Source organism: Ruegeria sp. H4 (assembly GCF_056533065.1).
This window is the reverse complement of sequence record NZ_JBQFOC010000004.1, coordinates 54999-73446: the sequence shown is the minus strand read 5'-3', so window position 1 is coordinate 73446 and position 18448 is coordinate 54999. Positions and strand designations below refer to the sequence as shown.

Below are 18448 nucleotides of genomic sequence, written 5' to 3'. Positions count from 1 at the left end.
GATAAAGTAAGGACTTAGGCCAGAACGCTGGCGTCTATCGTTTTGAGCAGTAGCAACACATCGCCGGTATAATAGGGCTGGCATGGATGCATGAGCACGGGGGAACGGCTGACTGTTTTGAAACCAAGCCGGTGATACAACCTGACCGCACCAGTGTTCTGAGCATAAACCTGAATGCTCAGCTTGGTGTATCCCGCTTCGGCAGCGTGTTCTTCGGCAGCTTCCAGCAAGGCGCTGCCAATCCCACCGCCTTGAGAACCGGCGCGGACGGCGAGTGCGTTTACATACCAGGTGCCAACGGATTGGGCCTCAAGCACGACGAAGGGCGCGATAGGTGGTGGCAGGTCGTCAGAATCGTCTTCGGCTGCGACATCTATCGGATAGCTCAGCACCATCCCGAGCACATCGCCTGAGCGCTCTGCAATCAAGGCATTCTTGTAGGAAAAACCGCCAGTCTCGCGCCGGGCACGGCTGATCCCGATATCGAGCGGTGACTGACCAACATCGGCGTTTTTGGCCCAAAGCCATGACGGAATGCCTTCTCCTGCGATGTCGATAAGGCGGGCCAGGTCTTCCGCATCATCGGGCTGCGCCAGTCGCGTAGTATGTTCGAGCAAGTCTTTCATTGAATTGATCCTTTTCACCTGAAAGCAATTGGAAAGGTCCCTGACCGTCTGCGTGCCGGTCAGGGATGATTTGCACAGGCCTTAGGACGTAGGCGCTACGCTGGCGTCGATAGGTCCAACCGGAACCCCGGAATCCCATTCGGTATGGTCACCTTCGTCGATGCGCCCGGAATAGGCATTGTCCCGGCTTTCGGGCTCGGGTTGCGGCGTGGCTGACGCTTGGTCTCTGGCTGGAATATCAATGGACAGGCGCACCCCGTAGCCATCGGTCATACCCAGAAGTGTCTGCGTCATCTCGCTACCGACATGCGCGTAGGCCCCTGTGCCGCCGGTGATGGCACGCGGCGCTGCCAGGTCGACATCGGCAATCTCTGCGCCCTGGTTGATCAGCACTTCTCCGCTGTCGAACTCGAATACCTGACGGGAGATGACCCATGCACCGGTCAGCGTGCGCGCGCCGTCACCGACAAAGAAGCCATCACAGGTCCAGCGCCCAATGACTTTTTCAGGAAAGGCCGGGCTGCCGTCGGCAAGTGTGCCTTCGGCCCCACCATCCAACGTGCCATCTTCGTAGATGTAGCCCTGGGTGACAAAAGAGTTGCCATACGCTGGCATGCCGTCGTCAAAGACAGGCTCGGCTGCGAAAACAAAGCGCGTCAGATCTTCGGCAACGTCAAAGGACATGGGCGCGCCATCGGCCATTGCGAAACCAGTTGAGGCCAGAAGGGCCAGTGCGGAGAGAGTTGATTTGAACATGTGTTTTCCTTTCGGGAGTTGAGTTATGATTTAGGTCGTATTCACAGATCACGCGGGGGATGTGCCCTCGCGCAGCTGTTGGTTTTGGAACGCTGTAGCGTCCGGGAATTGGGGTTCAGGAGGTCGTTGCCTCACAGATCGCAGCCACGTGGCGATGGTCCGTTCCGCAGCATCCGCCCATCACGGTGAGGTTTGGCAAAAGGACTGAAAGACCGGCATAAAGCTGACCCAACTCCTGCGGATCGCCGTCGTCCAAGGCCTCTGCTGCATCAAGTTCGGCGTGGCTCATCCGGGAGGCATTCGCGCGTAACCCCATGATTCGCTTTGTCCAATTTCCGTTCAGCACATGGGCAAAATGATCGGGGTGCGCGCAGTTGATCATGTAGTAAGCGGGATATCCGTCAGTTGCCTCATCGACCTCACGGATCGCGTCTGAAAGTGATTGGCCAGATGGCAAACGCCCGTCAGTTTCAACCGTAAAAGCGATGGAGACCGGCATGTTCAGCGACTTGGCCGCACTCGCGATCCCGATCGCTTCGTCGGCGTAAGTCATGGTGATGGCTGACACCATGTCGGCGCCAAACCGATCAAACCAGCCGACCTGTGCTTGGTGATAGATTTCAGCCTGTTCGGCGCTCAGCACCCGGGTCGGAGCATAGCCATCATCCTGCGGTCCGATCACCCCGTTGATGACAAAAGGGCTCTGGTCCGTTTCAAAACGTGCCCGCAACGCTGTCAATGTGGCCACCGCCTCGCGATGAACGGCCTCAAGATCGTGATGCGACATGCTCATTTCAGAGGCCCATCGGGCGCTTGCCCGCCATGTCGGCGTATCCATGATAAAGCCGCGTTTTGCATCCAGAGCGATCCGGGCAAAACGATCCATGTATGCCTCCATGGCCAACATTCCGGCGTCTGTCTCCAGCGCCTTGAAGGCCGCAAATAGCGGGAGGTCGATGCCCTCATCGAAGATCAGCGTGGTTTCAAGACCTCCATCCGTGATCATCTGTTTTCCGGCCAGTTGCGGCAGTGCGTTGCGGTATTTCATCTGGTGTCCTTTCGGTTAGGCGCGTCAGGTCATGTTCGTTGACCGGAGACCTAAGGGACCCAAGAGGGCATCGCTTGAGATTGACCTGAGAAAACCCTGAGATTTTGCAGAGCTTTTCGGGTAAGCAAAGATCGGATAGCTATCGATGTATGGAAATCGTAGTTTCAGATGCCCGGATCGACTTTGACCGGATGACTGTCTCGCTGGGCTCGGACCTGCGGAAACTGACTCGTCAGACTGCGGGAATTCTGCGCGCTTTAGTCGATGCCGATGGCCAGGTCGTCAGCAAGGACGATCTGATTGCAAATGTCTGGGACGGCCGCATAATCACCGATGCCACGCTGTCCACAGCCATCAAAGAAGCCCGGCGCGCGGTCGGGGACACAGGCACTAGCCAGAGTATCATAGAGACCGTGCATGGCGTCGGCTTTCGGCTTGCTGCCACGGCGGAAAGCACAAATGCCCAGCCGGGCCATCAGAAACAACAGCCGACCATTCTGATCCTTCCGTTCCGCAGTCTCAACCCAGAACGCGCCGATCAACACATAGCTGACGGGTTCAGCGAAGAGGTAACATCAAACCTCACCCGTTTTCGCAGTCTGAGTGTCCTGTCGCATCTGACAGCAATGCATGTTCAGGCGCATAAAATGGATCACAATGCCATTGCGCAAAGCTTCGGCGTAGATTTTGTTGTTGAAGGAAGTGTGCGGCGGTCGCCGGCGCGACTGCGTGTCGCCGTACGGGTCACCGATGTGGCAACAGGTGAGATTGTGCTGATGGAGCAGTTTGACCGCGCAGCCGACCCAAGCGACATCTTTGATATACAGGACGAGGTTGGTCTTTTGATCGCCGGTCGCCTTGCTACGCCACACGAAGGAGTGGCCACGCGCTTCCAACACCGCGCATTGGCAGGTCAGCCTCAAACTTGGGATGTCTATGCGGCGGTCGCGCGCTTCTACGAATTCTACAGGAGCTATGACCCCGCCATTCACCTCGAATTGCGAGAGCGCTTGCCGGTGTTGCTTGAAGCCGATCCACGGGCGTCGGATGGATGGGCGGCGCTCGCCCTTCTTCTGCTGGAGGAGGGGCGCTATCACGTCAACGAACGCTCTAACGTGAACGCACCGCAACTCGGTCTTGAAGCCGCACAACGCGGCACAGAAAGTGACCCAAAAAACGGATTTGCCAGAATGGCGCTGGCACTGTGCCAGTTCCATACCGGTGATCTGTCCGGGTTTAGGGAAACATCCAAGATCGCATTGCAACTCAATCCCGGCCATGCGGATATCCTCGCAGAGATCGGCCATTGTCATGCGTTTCTTGGCGATTTTGATCGCGCAATCCCGCTGCTCGATCAGGCTATTGAACTTAGTCCCATTCACCCGGGCTGGTATCACTACGCCCACGCTTGGCGATTTGCCCTTGGTGATTTCTGGCAAGCAGCACTTCTGGAGATCGAGAAAGTGCCGATGCCGGGCTTCCCGTGGTATCATGCACATCAGGTTTGGTTTCATGCGGAGTTGGGGAACTTCGACGCGGCAGAAAAGGCAAAACATGCGCTTCTCGATATTCTTCCGAGTTTCGAGGCGGACATCCCCAAAGAGATGGTGTTCAACTACTTTGCGGGCCCGCTTGTTCGCAAAGCTTTTGACGGCTGGAAGAAAGCAGGGCTGGTCGTCAACCTGCCACCCGAAATGGTCGACCTATCCAAACCGCAAGTGGGCTAAGCAAGATTGCCAAAGCAAGTGCCGTGTAGCCACCGATCGCGACTAGGGCAGCACCCAAGAGCCCTCCGAATGCAAATCCAAGAAGATAGAGCGCCATCGCTTGTGATGCGCGGTCTTCTTGTGAGGAGAGATAGAGCGGGAAGAACAGAAACAGGAAAAACCCGTTCGCAACGATGCTCATCCCTAGCAAAATCGGTGTGACCACCCAATAGCTGGCGGCACCGGTAAGCGCGGCGGCGATCAAGGCAAATCGACAGATGGGTTGCATTAGCGGATTGGAAACCCTGGACGCCAAGGCAGATGCCACAGCACTCGCAAGCAAGCTGCCGAGAAGCCAATTGACCACGCTGCCATCGTCCCCCAGCGACGTCGCATAAATCTCGATAAAACTCCAATACGCGCCCATCAGCGCAAAGAAAGGCAAATACCCAAATGAAAACCCCGATAGCTTAGAACCCGAAAGGGTGTTTGCTTCCCGACGGTCGAGCCGAACCGAAAAGAGAGTCAGCGACAACGTCCAGAGCACCCAGAGCGGGGATAACTGAATGACCGGCAACGCCAGATAGACAATTAGGGACACGCAAAGCCCGATAGCGAATGCCGTGCTCAATACTTGCAAGACTTTACCTACAGGCATGCGCACAAGTGCGTATCGCGTCAACACGCCCAAAGATAGGCCCAGAACAAGACAGGTCACCACCAAGACAACCGGATGCTTATCCACATCTGCTGCCAAAACTGCAAAAGCGAGCGGTACAATAATGCGCGCCATGACGGGTATTGGATACGGCAGCCGGAAAGCGCATGCTACTGCAGCGGCAAGGAGCACGCAGCTAGCAAGGCCGCCTGCCAGGGTCTGCGAGTGGTTTGGACCGCTCGCCAGCACCGCCAGCCACATGGGCATTGTGTTGATAACAACCGCGCCCAAAACGATTGGCAGAAAGATCGGTAGTTTGCTCATTCTCTCCTGATACACTGCGAACCTACACCAAAACACCGGAAAGCTTAGCGTCATGTCTGTAGTCGTGGTGTTCAATTTCAGGCGTCTGCGTTTGTGGGCGTCGCTCACCATCTTCCCGGTCTGATCAAGCCGAAACCAAAGAACTGTATCGACTTCGGTCAGATCTTACCCTTCAAATGACCGGTTTGGATGCGATCGCGGATCAGCAGCGCTCAGCGCGCTGCACATACGAACAAATGCTGCACCAGCAATAGCCGCAGGTGCGTAAGGCGGCTTCGTCCGCGATCTGTGAGTTCGAGCAGTGCCAAATTTTGCACATGCGGCGAATGACCGGAATGCGGGCTGCGACCGCAGAATGCCAGCTGGGTGTCGAATGTCTCTTATCGGCCCATTCCTGCCATTGGTAAGCGGTGACCATCCCTGCGTTGCGGCCCGCCAGAGCAGACATTCGCTGCGGATGCTCGGTTCCTAGGTAGACGAACTTCCGCACACCCTCTTTCATGCTTCGAATTCTGCGCTTTGATCGGAAAATTTGCTTTTTGAGCCGTAGAATAGATTGCAGCCGGTCATGATGTCCGGCTGCTTACATGTCCGTCGGGATCGAAGCGAGATCCATTTGCTTAGACACCTGATCCCCGCGTTCACAGTGGCGCCTCAGGGTAGAACTTCTTTCTCCTACCTCTTGTCTCAGGCGGCTGCGCTTTCGATAATTTCGCCCGAAAGCCAACGATGCGCAGTCTCAGCGACCCGTCGGCCAAGGTGTTCTGCCGTTTTAAGATCTGAGCCGGCAGGAGCAATTTTGGGCGGAACGTCCGCGTTCGCCTGGGACATTGCACCCTTATATCCTCCTCTACACAATCAACCTATTCTGTTCCATGGTTGCCGATGGCAGACAAATTTCTTTTTTGTTCAGAAAACAAAGCCTGCATGCTTAACTTGAGCCGCCACTTTATCCAGATAGGTGGCGCTCTTTTCTCGCGTGCGGTTTAGTTGGTTTTGCTCTCACGAAAGGGCTACATCAGCGGTTGTCGATACAGCGACGTTCGAGCAATTCTTCAACGGAAGTATTCAGTTGTCGAAATTCTTGATTCGGAATTGCCAAAACGATCGATTACCGGGAATTTCTTTGATAGAGATTATAACCTCTTAGTCTTCTATTGCAATCAAGGTGGCAAGATCACTTTGTGCAATCCTAAGGCCGCACTTTGATTCCATTTTTAGCGCTTGTATGCGGCGGCTTTTTTACGCGAAAGCCACCCTCAATACACTCGCCGCTCAATGGGAGATCGGCAGCCAAGGGAGAGTGTTCCATCATTAGAATGCTACCATCTCTAAGCAATTCAAAGCGCGCTTCAAATAGTGCGTGGGAATAGGAGATAATTGCCCTTAAGCACCATAGAGTCCCAGAGTCTTCTCCAACACGCTCGACCACAATCGGTCTGGTCAAGCGGGTTACTATTTTGGGAAGCGAGGCGCCATTAGTGACTCGATCTTGTAGTTGTTCCGGCTGCTCAATAACGCTGAAGGGCCCGTCTTCCCCGTGTACACAACCACAGTAAAACCGTAGGTAGTCCGCAGCTTGGGATGCGTCGCAAACCTTCAAAATGGGTCCGCCTCCCTCCTCAACGGTGCGCTGCAATGCAACAAAGTTTTCGACCTCATATTTCCCGCCACCTATCCAAAGCGCCCTTGGTCCACCATAAATACCAAGGTGGGATCGCAGTGATTCTCCCGAAGATGCAAATAAGAACTCGCGGGCCACATGATCGGGAAAGCAGCTTAGACTAGCTTGCCGCACAGCCACAAGGCTTGACTGGTACTCCTTTGAAAACGCCTGCGGGAAGGCGATGCGCGCAACACAAAGTGGAGTAATTGCGTCATCAGGGCTTAGATTTATCCAATCCGAATGGAACGCTGGCAGTATTGGCCAATCAACAACCTCCCTGAACGGTGGAGCAGTAGTCTCGCTTGATTTGGCTGGGCTTCTGGGTAGGTTTGTAACAGTAAGATGCCGCAAGCGATGCTCAATCCAACCTACATTCCAGATGTCATCAGATTTCGAGATCCCTTTCTCCTCAAGCATTCGGGATATATCCAAGGCTGATTTATATCGAGTCTCTGGATCATCTTGAGCCTCGGCGAGCTTAACATTTATCTCAATCAATTCGCGCTGCAGCCTAACGTTGTAGGGGTCAAGTTTGCTAAATTGAAGTTTTATATCCAATGCCTTACGAAATAGATCCTTTGCCTCGTCCTGCCTTCCTTGACTTTGCAGCCAGTCAGCAAAAGCTTTACAAACTGTAGAAGTTTGAAGCCGGCATTCATGGCCTGCATTTTCGAATATGGTCAAAGCCTTTCGAAGAACCTCTTCCACTTCTGCATTCCGCTCCAGTTCTGCCAGCGCAAAGGCAAGATTGTGGTAAGTAAGCGCCACTTCTTTGTGTTGTTCGCCATATAGAGATTCTGCTAATTCGATAGACTGTAGATACAAAAGCTCGGCCTCTTCATTACGACCCTGAGATTGCACCGCGTTGGCCAGATTGTTGTAATGCATACTAATGTCCGGATGATCCCTCCCTAATTCGGATTGGGAAACCTTCAAAGCCTGTCGAAAAAGCTCCTCCGCTTCCTTATGCTCACCCTGCTCGTGCAAAATTCCAGCAAGACCACTTAGGGTTTTTGCTTTTTCAGCGGACTCTTCCCCACCTTTTATTTCAAGCGATTTGCGAAAAAGCTGCTTTGCTTCATCAAGTCGGCCTTGGTCACCGACGACAAGTGCGAGATTGTTATATGCCGATCCCGTTGCAATGTGATCGTCTCCGTATAGATGGCGCCGAGTCTCCAACAGTTGACGGAAGAATCTTTCTGCTTCACTCAGCCGCCCCTGGCTTTGGAGGGCGTTTGCAAGTCCGTTGTAGCAATTTGCCGTGCGCTCGTGCTCTTCTCCGAGCGCCGATTTACAAACATCTACTGCCTGCCGCCACATCATTTCCAAAAAAGTGGCATTTCCTGCCGCCTTAATGACCTCCGTTGCTTCTGCGAGCCACGGTTCGTATTCTTCTAAGGCGAAAGTAACGCGCAATGAGGCTGCCTCTTGAAGGCAAGCGAGCGTCGTATTCGTAACATCACGTGGCAACTCGGGTTTCGCACGGCGGGCGAAGTGTTCGATCAATTCGGCCCGGGTAGAATTGTGCAGATGCTCATCGGATTCTGTAACGATCGCATCAGCGATCGCGCGATGTGGAGTTAACCATCCATCGTCCCCTTCATTCAGTATTGAGAGGTCTACCAGTTGGTCGTATGCATCTAAAGAAACTGGAATGTTGAACTTTCTTACAACGTGCTCAAAAGCTGCTCGGTCGAATCTCTGGGCCAGCAGTAGCCGCTGCAACACACTCTGGATCCCTTCGCTGTAGTCTCGAAGCAGTCGATTCACGAGCTCGCGGCGCCGACCCTCAAATTTGGTCGCATTTACGTTGAAATCCTTCGTTGTGGCTTGGTCACCTAAGTTCCGATAATGCGCAATCTGCAAGTCTAGCATCAACGGATAGACGTCGGCTGCCTCGTCAGTGTTTTCCCGCGCACCATCGATCATGGCCTTGCGTATCGCCTCGTCTTTCACCGGCACCTTGACCAACCATCGCTCGGCATCATGCGCACGCAGACCGCTCAATGAGTACTGGTGATCCGCAAGTAGGTCACGCCAATCGGAGTCATCGCTCCATGACAAACGCTCTCGAGAAAAGAAGCACGCCAACAGACCATTTGTTTCTGCAACAAATGAACGCATTCGGTCATCGAAAGGGTTTTCGCCCCAGCGTGCGCCCGTTCCCGCGCCGTCGTTCACTCGCTCATATTCGTCGATAAAAAGAACGAAACGTTCCTCAGGGTGACGCAATAGGTGCTGATTGAGATCCTGAGAAAGCATCCAAGGCATCAGCTCAGACATTTCGTGCTCTTCAATCAACCGTCCGTCACGATACAGCTCTGAAAGCTGTGGTCGCGTACGTTTTAACCAACTTTGCTTTCCTCGTTCGAACGCCCACGAGGTACCGCGTCGCAACAAAAAACCCAATCCCGGGATTGCTTCAACAACCTCTTCTACGACCTCGCTGCTTAATCCTATTAGATCCGGAGCAACTTCAGTGGACAATTGACCTGCCCTGTGTAGCCAAGCGTTCTCGAATACGGGGAGCGGCTCATCTCCTCGAGTTCGCTCCCACAAGATAGCGAAGGCCAAATCAAATGCAGGAAAGATGAGCCCTGCCCGGGAAAAGGCGTTGCGAATCCAAACAAGCAACCGATCTGGGTCAGTCTTGACCCGGCCATGTAAGTCGAGCATGGCTCTCCGAATGTGGCCGTAGCTCGGATCGAACTCGGCGTCCGATATCCGGAATAGTTCGCGTGCCAAGGCAGTTTTGCCCTGACCGCCGGCTCCATACCAAACTCGCAGAACGCATTCATCGTTTGGAATACTTCGGACGGCATCTTCAAATACTCGCTTCGGCGGAGCGCGATCCACAAAGATTGGGCTGGGATGTCCGGTAGTGCGGCGAGGCGGGGCCATTGTGAGAAATTGTGGTAGTTGCAGGGGAGTGTGGCCAAGTCTGCCTTCTTTGAGAGTTTTTGCAACCCAAAGCCGACCTTGCGAGGGCGCCTTACGACGAATGTCTGCTTTGGGTTCGTTACAGCCACCGGAGAAAACGCGGCATTTGATCGGCAAGCCCAACTAGCTCGGCAAGGGACGGCCCTTTCCGGACCTTCACCCTATAATCTCAATGCTGCGGCGCGGCCAGTCGAACCTGCTGTTCGCTGCGAGCGCAAAATCAAAGTCTGCCTGAACCCGCGAATTGCGGACAAAACTGACCTTGGAGACTACACCTTCGCTGACGCAGGATCCACCGCACTGGCAGCAACAGCTTATACCTTCAACAGGGAAAATCGCCAAAGCGGCCGTTCCACAGAAGGCTTGGGAGCTCCTTGATCGCTCTTTGACTAGATGGCACTCTGGCATGGAAACAAAGGGGCCTGGCTCAGCGCATAATCAGAGCTAGCAAATAGGCGTCAGGATCATGAAATTGGGCTTCTTCGCGCAAGGAAAGCGAAGACAGGCAACATTGTTACGATCCAGACCACGCTATAAATTGCGGATGGGATGGCATATTCGCTTAACCCATTGGTGTTAGGCAACAGCAAGGTGGCAATTGCGATTCCCAAAGCTCCGTTTTGAACGCCGGTCTCAATTGAAATCGTCTTCGCCTCGATGTCTGTGCATCCGAGCATCCCTGAACTTATGATGCCAATAAACGTGAGTGACGCACCTACAACAAAAAGTGCGGGTCCAAGCCTAAGGTAGTTATCCGCGACCACCACCCAGTTTGAAATGATCGCGCCTCCGATGACCACCGCAAAAAGTAGCATGGAGACCTTGCTAAAGATTGGTTCGACAGCGGCAACAATTCGCGGCGCCAAGGACCGCGCCATCACCCCGACTAGGATCGGTGAAGCTGTTAAAAAAAACATTGCTAAAGCCGTCGACGAAATGTCGATAGCGGGCGCAGTTGCCCCCATGAACATCTGCATCGAAAACCCCAGGATGAGCGGTACGGTAACGACACAAGTCAGACTGAAGACTGCTGTAAGAGTAACGGACAAAGCGACATCCCAATTCGAAAGCTTGGTCACGATGTTACTGATCGCCCCGCCCGGACAGGCCGCTAAAATCATGATTCCAACGGCTGTCTCAGCGGAAATCCCAAAGATAAAAGTCACCATCAAAGCGATGCAAGGCAGCAAAATGATCTGGTTGAGAGCCCCTACGCAAAAGGCCCGCGGACGTCGTCCGATGCGTTGAAAGTCAGTCGTTGTGAGTCCGAGGCCAAGGCAGAACATGATGACAACAACTGCAAGCGGCAGCAGCACAGATATGAAAATTTCGCCCATCTACCATGACCTCTATGACTGCATGCTTCCGCACGCTTTCGGACGATACCGTTCAGAAAACCTGATGACGAGTTTTATCAGTTTGGCGCATTTATCCTCAAGCGCCCGAAGATCGAGGCTGTCTTTATTTATTATACCTATCACAGGGTTGGACGATCTGGCGTGAAAGAGCTTTCCAGTGCTAATCTCACTGTATGGCAAGTGTAACTTACGCATTCGCCCGCGCGATGGCCAACGCCGCCGGGATGACGCTGAACGACGATGGTGCCCTGATTTCGAATGGCGCTGTCGTGCTGCGTTTACCAGAAGCTCAAGACGGCCAATTGGCGGATGATGCGTATTTCGATCTGATCGATTGGATTCGTGCGCAACAAGCGGACGAGGCCGCGTTGGTTGAGGCCTATGCGAACGCGATTGCGACCGATGATCTCGGCGTCCTTGGCCTAGCCGTAAAGACAGCTCCGACCTTGCGGCAATCTTTGCAACGGATCGAGCGTTATTTTCGTCTCGTAACGGACACCGCAGTTTACAGACTTGATGAAACCGGCGATCCGGTCCTTTGGATTTTTGAGGGGCAAACATCACATCGCGCTGCCTTGGAACTGCGCAACGAATGCGCGCTTGCGGCCTTTGCGAGGAACATGCATCGGTTTGTGGGTGATGGGTTGTCGCTCGCATATGTCACGTTTCAGCATGCTTGCAGACAAGAACCGGAACGCTACGCCGAATATTTCGGGTGTCCGGTTCAATTTGGGAGCGACCACAACGCCATTGCGATGCGCCCCGCTATGCTGGAATGCGTAAATCGTCTTGGCGACCCGGGCTTGTCAGATTTCATGACGAAACATCTGGATGAGGAATTCAATTCTCTGGATGATGATATGTCACTGGGCAACGTACTTGTTCATCGACTTACGCCAGCCCTGAGTAACGGCGCACCGCAGGCGGCGCATGTCGCCCAAGAGATGGGAATGAGCGAGCGCACGCTTTACCGCAGGTTGGCCGAGGAAGGGCTGACCTATCGCGACGTTCTTGGTCAGGCACAAGTTGCACTTGCTCGTGACCTGCTGCGTGACGGTAAGGCTTCCATAGCCGAGATCGCCTTTATGACCGGGTTTTCGGAACAGAGCACGTTCAGCCGCGCCTTCAAGCGTTGGGTCGGCCAAGCACCCGCTCGTTTCCGGCAGCAAGCGACCTCCGACTAGGCGCGCACCTCAAGACCACATGGCAGGTTCGGTCAAAACCTTGGCAGGGCCTGCCAATACCTCGGCCAACGTGGCGCTTAATTTCCTCTTTGTCAGATCCACTTGGGGCGTTGCCGAGTAAGGCAGACCGCTTTGCCCCTCTCAGACAAAGGAAATTTGCAATGAGCAATCACGACCACAAACATGAAGCCGGCTGCGGCTGCGACGTCACGCCCGAACGCGTTGACATGGCGCGCCGCCGACTCCTGACGCAAGCCGCTGGGGCTGCCGCGGCGGGTACAACAATCGTTGCTGGTGGGCAGGCGCTTTCAGCAACCGAAGAGGCTCGTGCCACTTACGCTGACCCGGAGAACCCAGGCCTTCCCCAAATCGACATGACCATCGAACCGGGGCGCACCGCGCTTGTGGTGACCGACCCCCAGATCGATTTTCTGTCCGAGGACGGTGTGACGTGGGGCGTCGTTGGTGAAAGCGTGACCGAACAGGGCACCGTCGACAATATCGAACGGCTTTTCATCGCCGCCAAAGCAGCCGGGATGCCGGTCTTCATCTCGCCGCACTATTACTACCCGCATGACCATAAGTGGGAGTTCGAAGGCACGCTTGAAGCCACGATGCACAGCATCGGCATGTTTGACCGCCTCGGGCCACTCAACCTGGACAACTTTGAGGGCTCAGGTGCCGACTGGATGCCTCAATACAAAAAGTACATCGAGGATGGCGAAACCATCGTCTGTTCACCCCACAAGGTTTACAGCCCTGCCCAGAACGACCTGAACCTGCAATTGCGCAAACGCAAGATCGACAAGGTGATCCTTGCGGGGATGTCCGCGAACCTTTGCACGCAAGCGCATCTCTATGAGTTGTTGGAACTGGGCTATGAGGTTGCTGTCGTTCGCGACGCGACGGCCGGGGCCAAAGTGCCTGAAGGTGACGGGTATCTCGCAGCCATCATCAATTTCCGCATGGTCGCCAATGGCGTCTGGTGGACCGACGACGCGGTGAAGCGCATCGGCCAATCTGCCTGACACGAACCGACTTTCCAGTTTGATCCTGACATCCTGAAAGGAAATATCATGACACGCATCTTTACACTTCCCGCACTTACAGCAGCGTTGACTCTTGCCCTGGCGGCGGCGGCATTGGCCGACGATGAATACAACGTTTCGAACAGTCTTACCCTGACTGGACACCCCCTCGGCATGCACGGCGTCGATCCTGTGTCGATGTTTGAAGCCGAGAATCCTGAGATGGGCAACGCCACTTACACGTCGCCCCATGATGGTGTGGACTACTATTTTGCGTCGCAAGCGGCGCAAGCTACATTCGAAGCGGATCCGACGGCACATCTGCCTCAATTCGGCGGGTTCTGCGCCTTTGGCGTCTATGTAGGCAAGAAGCTTGATGGCGATGTTCGGTATGCCGATATCGTGGACGACAAGCTCTATCTCTTTGTAAATGAGGACATCTTCAAGAAGTACCTTGAGGACAAAGAGACCGTGATTCAAGGCGCCCATGCCAAGTGGGCAGACATCCACCACACGCCTGTCGGCAGTCTATGATTGAGGAATTTGGTGGCTTTTGCCGGTCGGAGCCACCGCTGCCTCGCCCCTCCCCAAAAGACCGGCATTTCTCCAAAACGCCACGCTCGCACACAATTCGCGTGCGTCGAAAGCTCTGCCCAAAGGAAGCCAGACATGACTGATTTTGAGACCTATACAATCGCCTCTGCCCCTGAAGCCGCGAAACCAATTCTGGAAGCATCGCTGAAAGGGTATGGTTTCGTGCCCAATCTTTATGCGGCCATGGCCGAAGCGCCCGCAATTCTGGAAGGCTATACGACACTTTCCAACATCTTCGGAAAGACCAGCCTTTCAGAGACTGAGCGCCAGATCATCCTTATGACTAACAACCGGTTGAACGGGTGCAAGTACTGCATGGCCGCCCATACCACTCTTTCACAGATGGCCGGTGTCCCCGAAGACGTGATCGCAGCGTTACGCGATGGCAGCCCTATCGCCGACCCCAAATTGGAAGCACTGCGCAAATTCGCCATCGTGATCAACGAAAGCCGAGGCTGGCCCAGCGACGCACAGGTCGAGGCGTTTCTGACGGCTGGTTACACACGCCAATCTATGCTGGAAGTCATCCTCGGCACAGCGTTGAAAACCCTGTCGAACTATACGAACCATGTGGCGGACACCGCGTTGGATGATGCCTTTGTGCCAAACGCATGGACCGCCTCGGTCACAGCGGCGGCAGAATAGCGCAAACTCGCCTTTTGATGGTAGCGCGCTCAAACCTGTTTCCTGTGTTAGCCAAGTAGGGGATTGGATTTGAGGCGCTCGACTGCAAAATCGACAAAGGCGCGCACCTTCGCAGACACGGTTCGTCCCTCTTGATGCACAAGATGGATGGGAACCTCGGGTGGTTCATACGACTTTAGAACAGTCTTGAGCCGCCCATCTGCGATGTAGGGTGCCACTTGATAGGACAGAAGCCGTCCAACACCATGACCTTGCAAGGCCAACTCGATCACAGCGTCATTTGTGTTCATGCTGATACGTGGGCTCATGCGTTTGGTGACAGTCTTTCTGCCCCGTTGAAAATGCCATTGGGCCGATGCATTCAAGGCAGTTGAATTAATGATTGCGTGGCGGGATAAATCATCGGGCGTGTCTGGTTCGCCATATTGGTCAAGATATTTACGGGAAGCAAACACGAACTGCCTCACCATACCACACCTGACAGCCATCAAACTGGAATCAGCGAGGTTGCCAATTCTGATCCCGACGTCGAGACCCTCATCAATCAGATTGACCACGCGGTCCACATAGAGCGTACGCGCCGAGAGCTTTGGATACTGATCCAAAAATTCGCCCAATATTGGAGTGACAAACATACGACCAAACAAGACCGATGCGGTGACACTTAGTTCCCCGGTTGGTTCGGCATAGGAACCGAAAGCCGCGCGCTCGGCCTCTTCAAGATCAGCCAAAACACGTCTGGCATCCTCAAAAAACCTTTGTCCACTATCAGTCAGCATCACCGAGCGCGTGGTGCGCACAAAAAGACGGATCCCCAGGCTGTCCTCAAGCATGGAAACCATTCGGGTCACTGTTGGCGGTGACATGTTGAGTTGGCGAGCCGCCGCGGCAAAGCCTTTCAACTCGGCCACCTTCACAAAGACGTTTAGCGCCTGAAATCTGTCCACAGCATTATTCCATATTTTGGAATAATATATTGCCAAGTATCTGAATTCCGCAACATTGAAGCTCTGATTAACTTCACCTCAGTCCCAGGGCATCGCCCAGACCGAGATGGAGAATTCGATGGCACGACCCTTTGCAGAGATCAGCTTCACGCCTTCCGTGCGCGAAACGCAGGCCAAATATGGTTCAGCGAACGGTTACGCGAAGTTTCTGGAAGGCATCCATCACGAGGATCTGATCAGCCCGGTTGAGGCCAGCTTCATCGCGCAAAGGGACGGCTTCTATCAGGCCACAGTTTCAGAAACCGGCTGGCCTTATGTGCAATTCCGCGGTGGCCCAGCGGGTTTTCTGAAAGTGTTGGATGAACGGACACTTGCCTACGCTGATTTCCGCGGCAACCGGCAGTATCTCAGCACCGGGAACCTGCTGGGCAATGACCGCATCTCGCTGATCCTGATGGACTACCCCAATCAGAAGCGCCTCAAGATCTGGGGTCAGGCGATGATCATTGATGCCGAGGACGATCCGGCCCTGATGCAGCGCCTGAGAGCGCCGGACTATCGCGCTCACCCGGAGCGGGCGGTTGTGATCAAGCTTGAAGCGATGGACTGGAACTGCCCGCAGCACATCGCCCAACGCCTGACCTTTGAAGAGTTTGAAGATTATCTGGCCCCGTTTCGCACTGAGCTGGCAGCGCTGAAAGCACGAAACGCAAGGCTCGAAGAGGCGCTCGGACAGCAAAACTGACCGGTGTTAATCCTGGCGCGTTCAGACGCGCGCCCCGTAACCCAATGAAAGGAAAAACCCATGTCGCGCAATCTAAAATCCATCCTGAGCGCCAGCATCCTCGCGCTTTCAATCGCAGCGCCAATTGCACCGGTTCCTGCAATCGCAGCAGGGACCGAAATTGAGGCCACGCAGGCCGTCTATTTCCGCACCGAACAAATCGACGAAGTCAGTATCGCCTATCGTGAGGCCGGAGATCCGAGCAGGCCCACCGTCCTGCTGCTTCATGGCTTTCCGACTTCCTCGCATATGTTCCGTAACCTTATCCCGGAACTGGCGAAGAGCTACCACGTGATCGCGCCCGATTTCCCCGGATTTGGCGCGTCGGACATGCCGATGGCCGAAAACTTCGAGTATTCTTTCGCAAATATCTCTGGAATGATGACGGCGCTGCTCGACCGGAAGGGTATCGATCAATACGCGGTCTATCTGATGGATTACGGTGCCCCGGTTGGTTTCCGTATGTTTGCGGAACAACCCGAACGAGTCACTGGCTTTATCATTCAAAACGGGAATGCTTATGAAGAAGGGCTGCGCGAGTTCTGGGATCCAATCAAAGCCTATTGGGCCGAGCCATCGCAAGAGAATGGCGACCAGCTTCGTGGATTCCTCACTCTGGATGCCACCAAATGGCAGTTCACCCACGGAGTTCAAAAACCCGAGTTGATCAGCCCGGATAACTATTGGCACGTCCAATACCTGCTTGACCGCGATGGCAATCAAGAGGTGCAACTTGAACTCTTTCTGGATTACGGCACCAACGTTGCCGAGTACCCAAAATGGCAAGCGCTGTTTCGCGAACATCAACCCCCGGCGCTGCTGATGTGGGGCAAAAATGATCACATCTTTCCGGTCGAAGGCGCCTATCCCTATCAACGCGATCTGAATGATCTCGAGTTTCATCTGCTCGATACGGGTCACTTCGCGCTGGAAGAATATGGGCCCGAGATTGCGGCGCAGATGACCGCCTTTCTGAACCGCATCACCACCGCTAGCAACTGACGTGAAACTGGCCGCACCGCGCTCAAAGGTGCGGCCTCACGCATGGAGTAAGTCAATGAGTACGCAAACAAATACTGTCGTAGAGGTAACAGTGGAAATCGTACACGGCTTTGTCGACGGTGGCGCCGGAGGAAATCCCGCAGGCGTCGTCCTGGACGCTGATGAATTGAGCGAACAGGATATGCAAGCTGTTGCGGCAAGGGTTGGATTGTCCGAAACGGCCTTTGTCTCTCGATCTGAGACTGAAGGCTTCAAACTTGATTTCTTCACACCAAACCGGCGCATTGCTCATTGCGGTCACGCAACAATCGCCGCCTTCTCGCGCCTTGATGCGCTAGGCCGGATTCCCAATCCCAACACCTCGAAGGAGACGGTTGATGGGCCGAGGCGCATACTCATGAAAGAAGGTGCCGCCTATATGGAACAACTGGCGCCAAAATACGCGATACCAGAGGAATGGGCGGAAAAGGGTGTAAGCATCGACGATGTACTGAACTCCCTTGGGATCAGCAGACATCAACTTGATCAGGAGATCCCACCGGTTTTGGTCAATACCGGCAACAGTTTCATTGTTATCGGCCTCGCTGATGCCGAAGGTCTTGCCAAGGTGAAACCAGATTTCGCCAAAATCACACAAATCAGCGAACAACTGGATCTGATCGGCTATTATGTCTTTACAACAGACCCATCAGCGACCAATCGAGACGCGACAACCCGCATGTTTGCGCCCAGATATGCGATTGAAGAAGAAGCCGCGACGGGGATGGCTGCGGGGCCTTTAGCGTGTGTATTGCACGACTTTGTCGGATCATCTCAACGATCATTTCAAATCGAACAAGGGGTGTTTATGAACCCGGCGAGTCCGAGCTTGATAAAAGTTGATCTGGACATCGAGAATGGAACAATTTCCGGCCTGATGGCGGGTGGCTACGGCATGGTTAAACGCTCCCTTCGAATTGCTTTCTAGCGTTAAACAGCTAGTCAAATGTGATGTTTGCTTGCTGCCAATTTCGCGTACGGTGAAATTAGGCACTGAATTCATCCGATGGCGGAACGTCTGGTTTTCCATTGCAATGTGACACGAATACTTGCTTGCCTTAAGAACAAATCTTGCTGCGAGCGCGTGCAGCAAGAATTTGTAATGACTAGGTTGGGCTCTAGGCAGTCGTTAGGGACATCGCA

At 54.2% G+C, this 18448-nt stretch carries 16 protein-coding genes; 8 read left to right on the top strand and 8 right to left on the bottom strand.

All coding sequences use genetic code 11. The features are described 5' to 3' along the window. Window positions 1–14: 14 nt before the first annotated feature. From ACR0KG_RS18490 to ACR0KG_RS18480, 3 genes are all read right to left on the bottom strand, one after another. Entirely contained in the window at window positions 15–626 is a 612-nt protein-coding gene (locus tag ACR0KG_RS18490; RefSeq protein ID WP_480550177.1) for a GNAT family N-acetyltransferase, read from the bottom strand. Between the two features lie 81 nt (window positions 627–707). Beyond that, the gene (locus tag ACR0KG_RS18485) at window positions 708–1382 is read right to left on the bottom strand and encodes a hypothetical protein (RefSeq protein ID WP_480828096.1); all 675 of its coding nucleotides are present in this window, start codon (window positions 1380–1382) and stop codon (window positions 708–710) included. Between the two features lie 115 nt (window positions 1383–1497). Next, the gene (locus ACR0KG_RS18480; RefSeq protein ID WP_480550181.1) at window positions 1498–2430 is read right to left on the bottom strand and encodes a homocysteine S-methyltransferase family protein; all 933 of its coding nucleotides are present in this window, start codon (window positions 2428–2430) and stop codon (window positions 1498–1500) included. Window positions 2431–2579: 149 nt separating this feature from the next. Here ACR0KG_RS18480 and ACR0KG_RS18475 point away from each other — a divergent pair, with 149 nt between their 5' ends. Continuing rightward, a complete protein-coding gene (locus ACR0KG_RS18475) occupies window positions 2580–4157 on the top strand; it encodes a winged helix-turn-helix domain-containing tetratricopeptide repeat protein (RefSeq protein ID WP_480550183.1) in 1578 nt (525 codons plus the stop codon). Here the strand turns inward: ACR0KG_RS18475 and ACR0KG_RS18470 are convergent. The 4 genes from ACR0KG_RS18470 to ACR0KG_RS18455 all read right to left on the bottom strand — a co-directional run bounded on the left by ACR0KG_RS18470 (window position 4108) and on the right by ACR0KG_RS18455 (window position 11061). Further along, on the bottom strand, window positions 4108–5118 hold the full coding sequence (locus ACR0KG_RS18470) for a hypothetical protein (RefSeq protein ID WP_480550185.1): 1011 nt from the start codon (window positions 5116–5118) through the stop codon (window positions 4108–4110). The genes ACR0KG_RS18475 and ACR0KG_RS18470 overlap by 50 nt on opposite strands. A gap of 202 nt (window positions 5119–5320) precedes the next feature. Beyond that, the gene (locus ACR0KG_RS18465; protein ID WP_480828095.1) at window positions 5321–5620 is read right to left on the bottom strand and encodes a hypothetical protein; all 300 of its coding nucleotides are present in this window, start codon (window positions 5618–5620) and stop codon (window positions 5321–5323) included. 690 nt (window positions 5621–6310) lie between these two features. Beyond that, entirely contained in the window at window positions 6311–9271 is a 2961-nt protein-coding gene (locus ACR0KG_RS18460) for a tetratricopeptide repeat protein (protein WP_480828094.1), read from the bottom strand. A gap of 917 nt (window positions 9272–10188) precedes the next feature. Beyond that, a complete protein-coding gene (locus ACR0KG_RS18455) occupies window positions 10189–11061 on the bottom strand; it encodes a bile acid:sodium symporter family protein (RefSeq protein WP_480828093.1) in 873 nt (290 codons plus the stop codon). 194 nt (window positions 11062–11255) lie between these two features. On the opposite strand from ACR0KG_RS18455, the gene ACR0KG_RS18450 reads away from it, so the two are divergent. The 4 genes from ACR0KG_RS18450 (at window position 11256) to ACR0KG_RS18435 (ending at window position 14533) form a co-directional block, all read left to right on the top strand. Next, window positions 11256–12266 carry an AraC family transcriptional regulator ligand-binding domain-containing protein gene (locus ACR0KG_RS18450; protein WP_480796305.1) on the top strand — a complete coding sequence of 337 codons (1011 nt, stop codon included), beginning with the start codon at window positions 11256–11258 and terminating at the stop codon, window positions 12264–12266. Window positions 12267–12427: 161 nt separating this feature from the next. Next, window positions 12428–13294 (top strand): cysteine hydrolase family protein, encoded by an 867-nt coding sequence (locus ACR0KG_RS18445; protein ID WP_480796306.1) that lies wholly within the window; start codon window positions 12428–12430, stop codon window positions 13292–13294. Window positions 13295–13342: 48 nt separating this feature from the next. Beyond that, window positions 13343–13828: a YHS domain-containing (seleno)protein gene (locus ACR0KG_RS18440; RefSeq protein ID WP_480828092.1), complete on the top strand. Its 486-nt coding sequence runs from the start codon at window positions 13343–13345 to the stop codon at window positions 13826–13828. Between the two features lie 135 nt (window positions 13829–13963). Continuing rightward, window positions 13964–14533: a carboxymuconolactone decarboxylase family protein gene (locus tag ACR0KG_RS18435; RefSeq protein WP_480791218.1), complete on the top strand. Its 570-nt coding sequence runs from the start codon at window positions 13964–13966 to the stop codon at window positions 14531–14533. A 47-nt stretch (window positions 14534–14580) separates the two neighbouring features. Here the strand turns inward: ACR0KG_RS18435 and ACR0KG_RS18430 are convergent, their stop codons facing one another. After that, on the bottom strand, window positions 14581–15516 hold the full coding sequence (locus ACR0KG_RS18430; protein ID WP_480828091.1) for a LysR family transcriptional regulator: 936 nt from the start codon (window positions 15514–15516) through the stop codon (window positions 14581–14583). Between the two features lie 82 nt (window positions 15517–15598). On the opposite strand from ACR0KG_RS18430, the gene ACR0KG_RS18425 reads away from it, so the two are divergent. Genes ACR0KG_RS18425 through ACR0KG_RS18415 form a run of 3 tightly spaced genes read left to right on the top strand, consistent with a single transcriptional unit; the run spans window position 15599 to window position 18233 of the window. Continuing rightward, window positions 15599–16225, top strand: a complete 627-nt coding sequence (locus tag ACR0KG_RS18425; RefSeq protein WP_480828090.1) for a pyridoxamine 5'-phosphate oxidase family protein — start codon at window positions 15599–15601, stop codon at window positions 16223–16225. 60 nt (window positions 16226–16285) lie between these two features. Continuing rightward, entirely contained in the window at window positions 16286–17266 is a 981-nt protein-coding gene (locus ACR0KG_RS18420) for an alpha/beta fold hydrolase (protein ID WP_480828089.1), read from the top strand. 55 nt (window positions 17267–17321) lie between these two features. Continuing rightward, on the top strand, window positions 17322–18233 hold the full coding sequence (locus ACR0KG_RS18415; protein ID WP_480828088.1) for a PhzF family phenazine biosynthesis protein: 912 nt from the start codon (window positions 17322–17324) through the stop codon (window positions 18231–18233). Window positions 18234–18448: the final 215 nt, after the last annotated feature.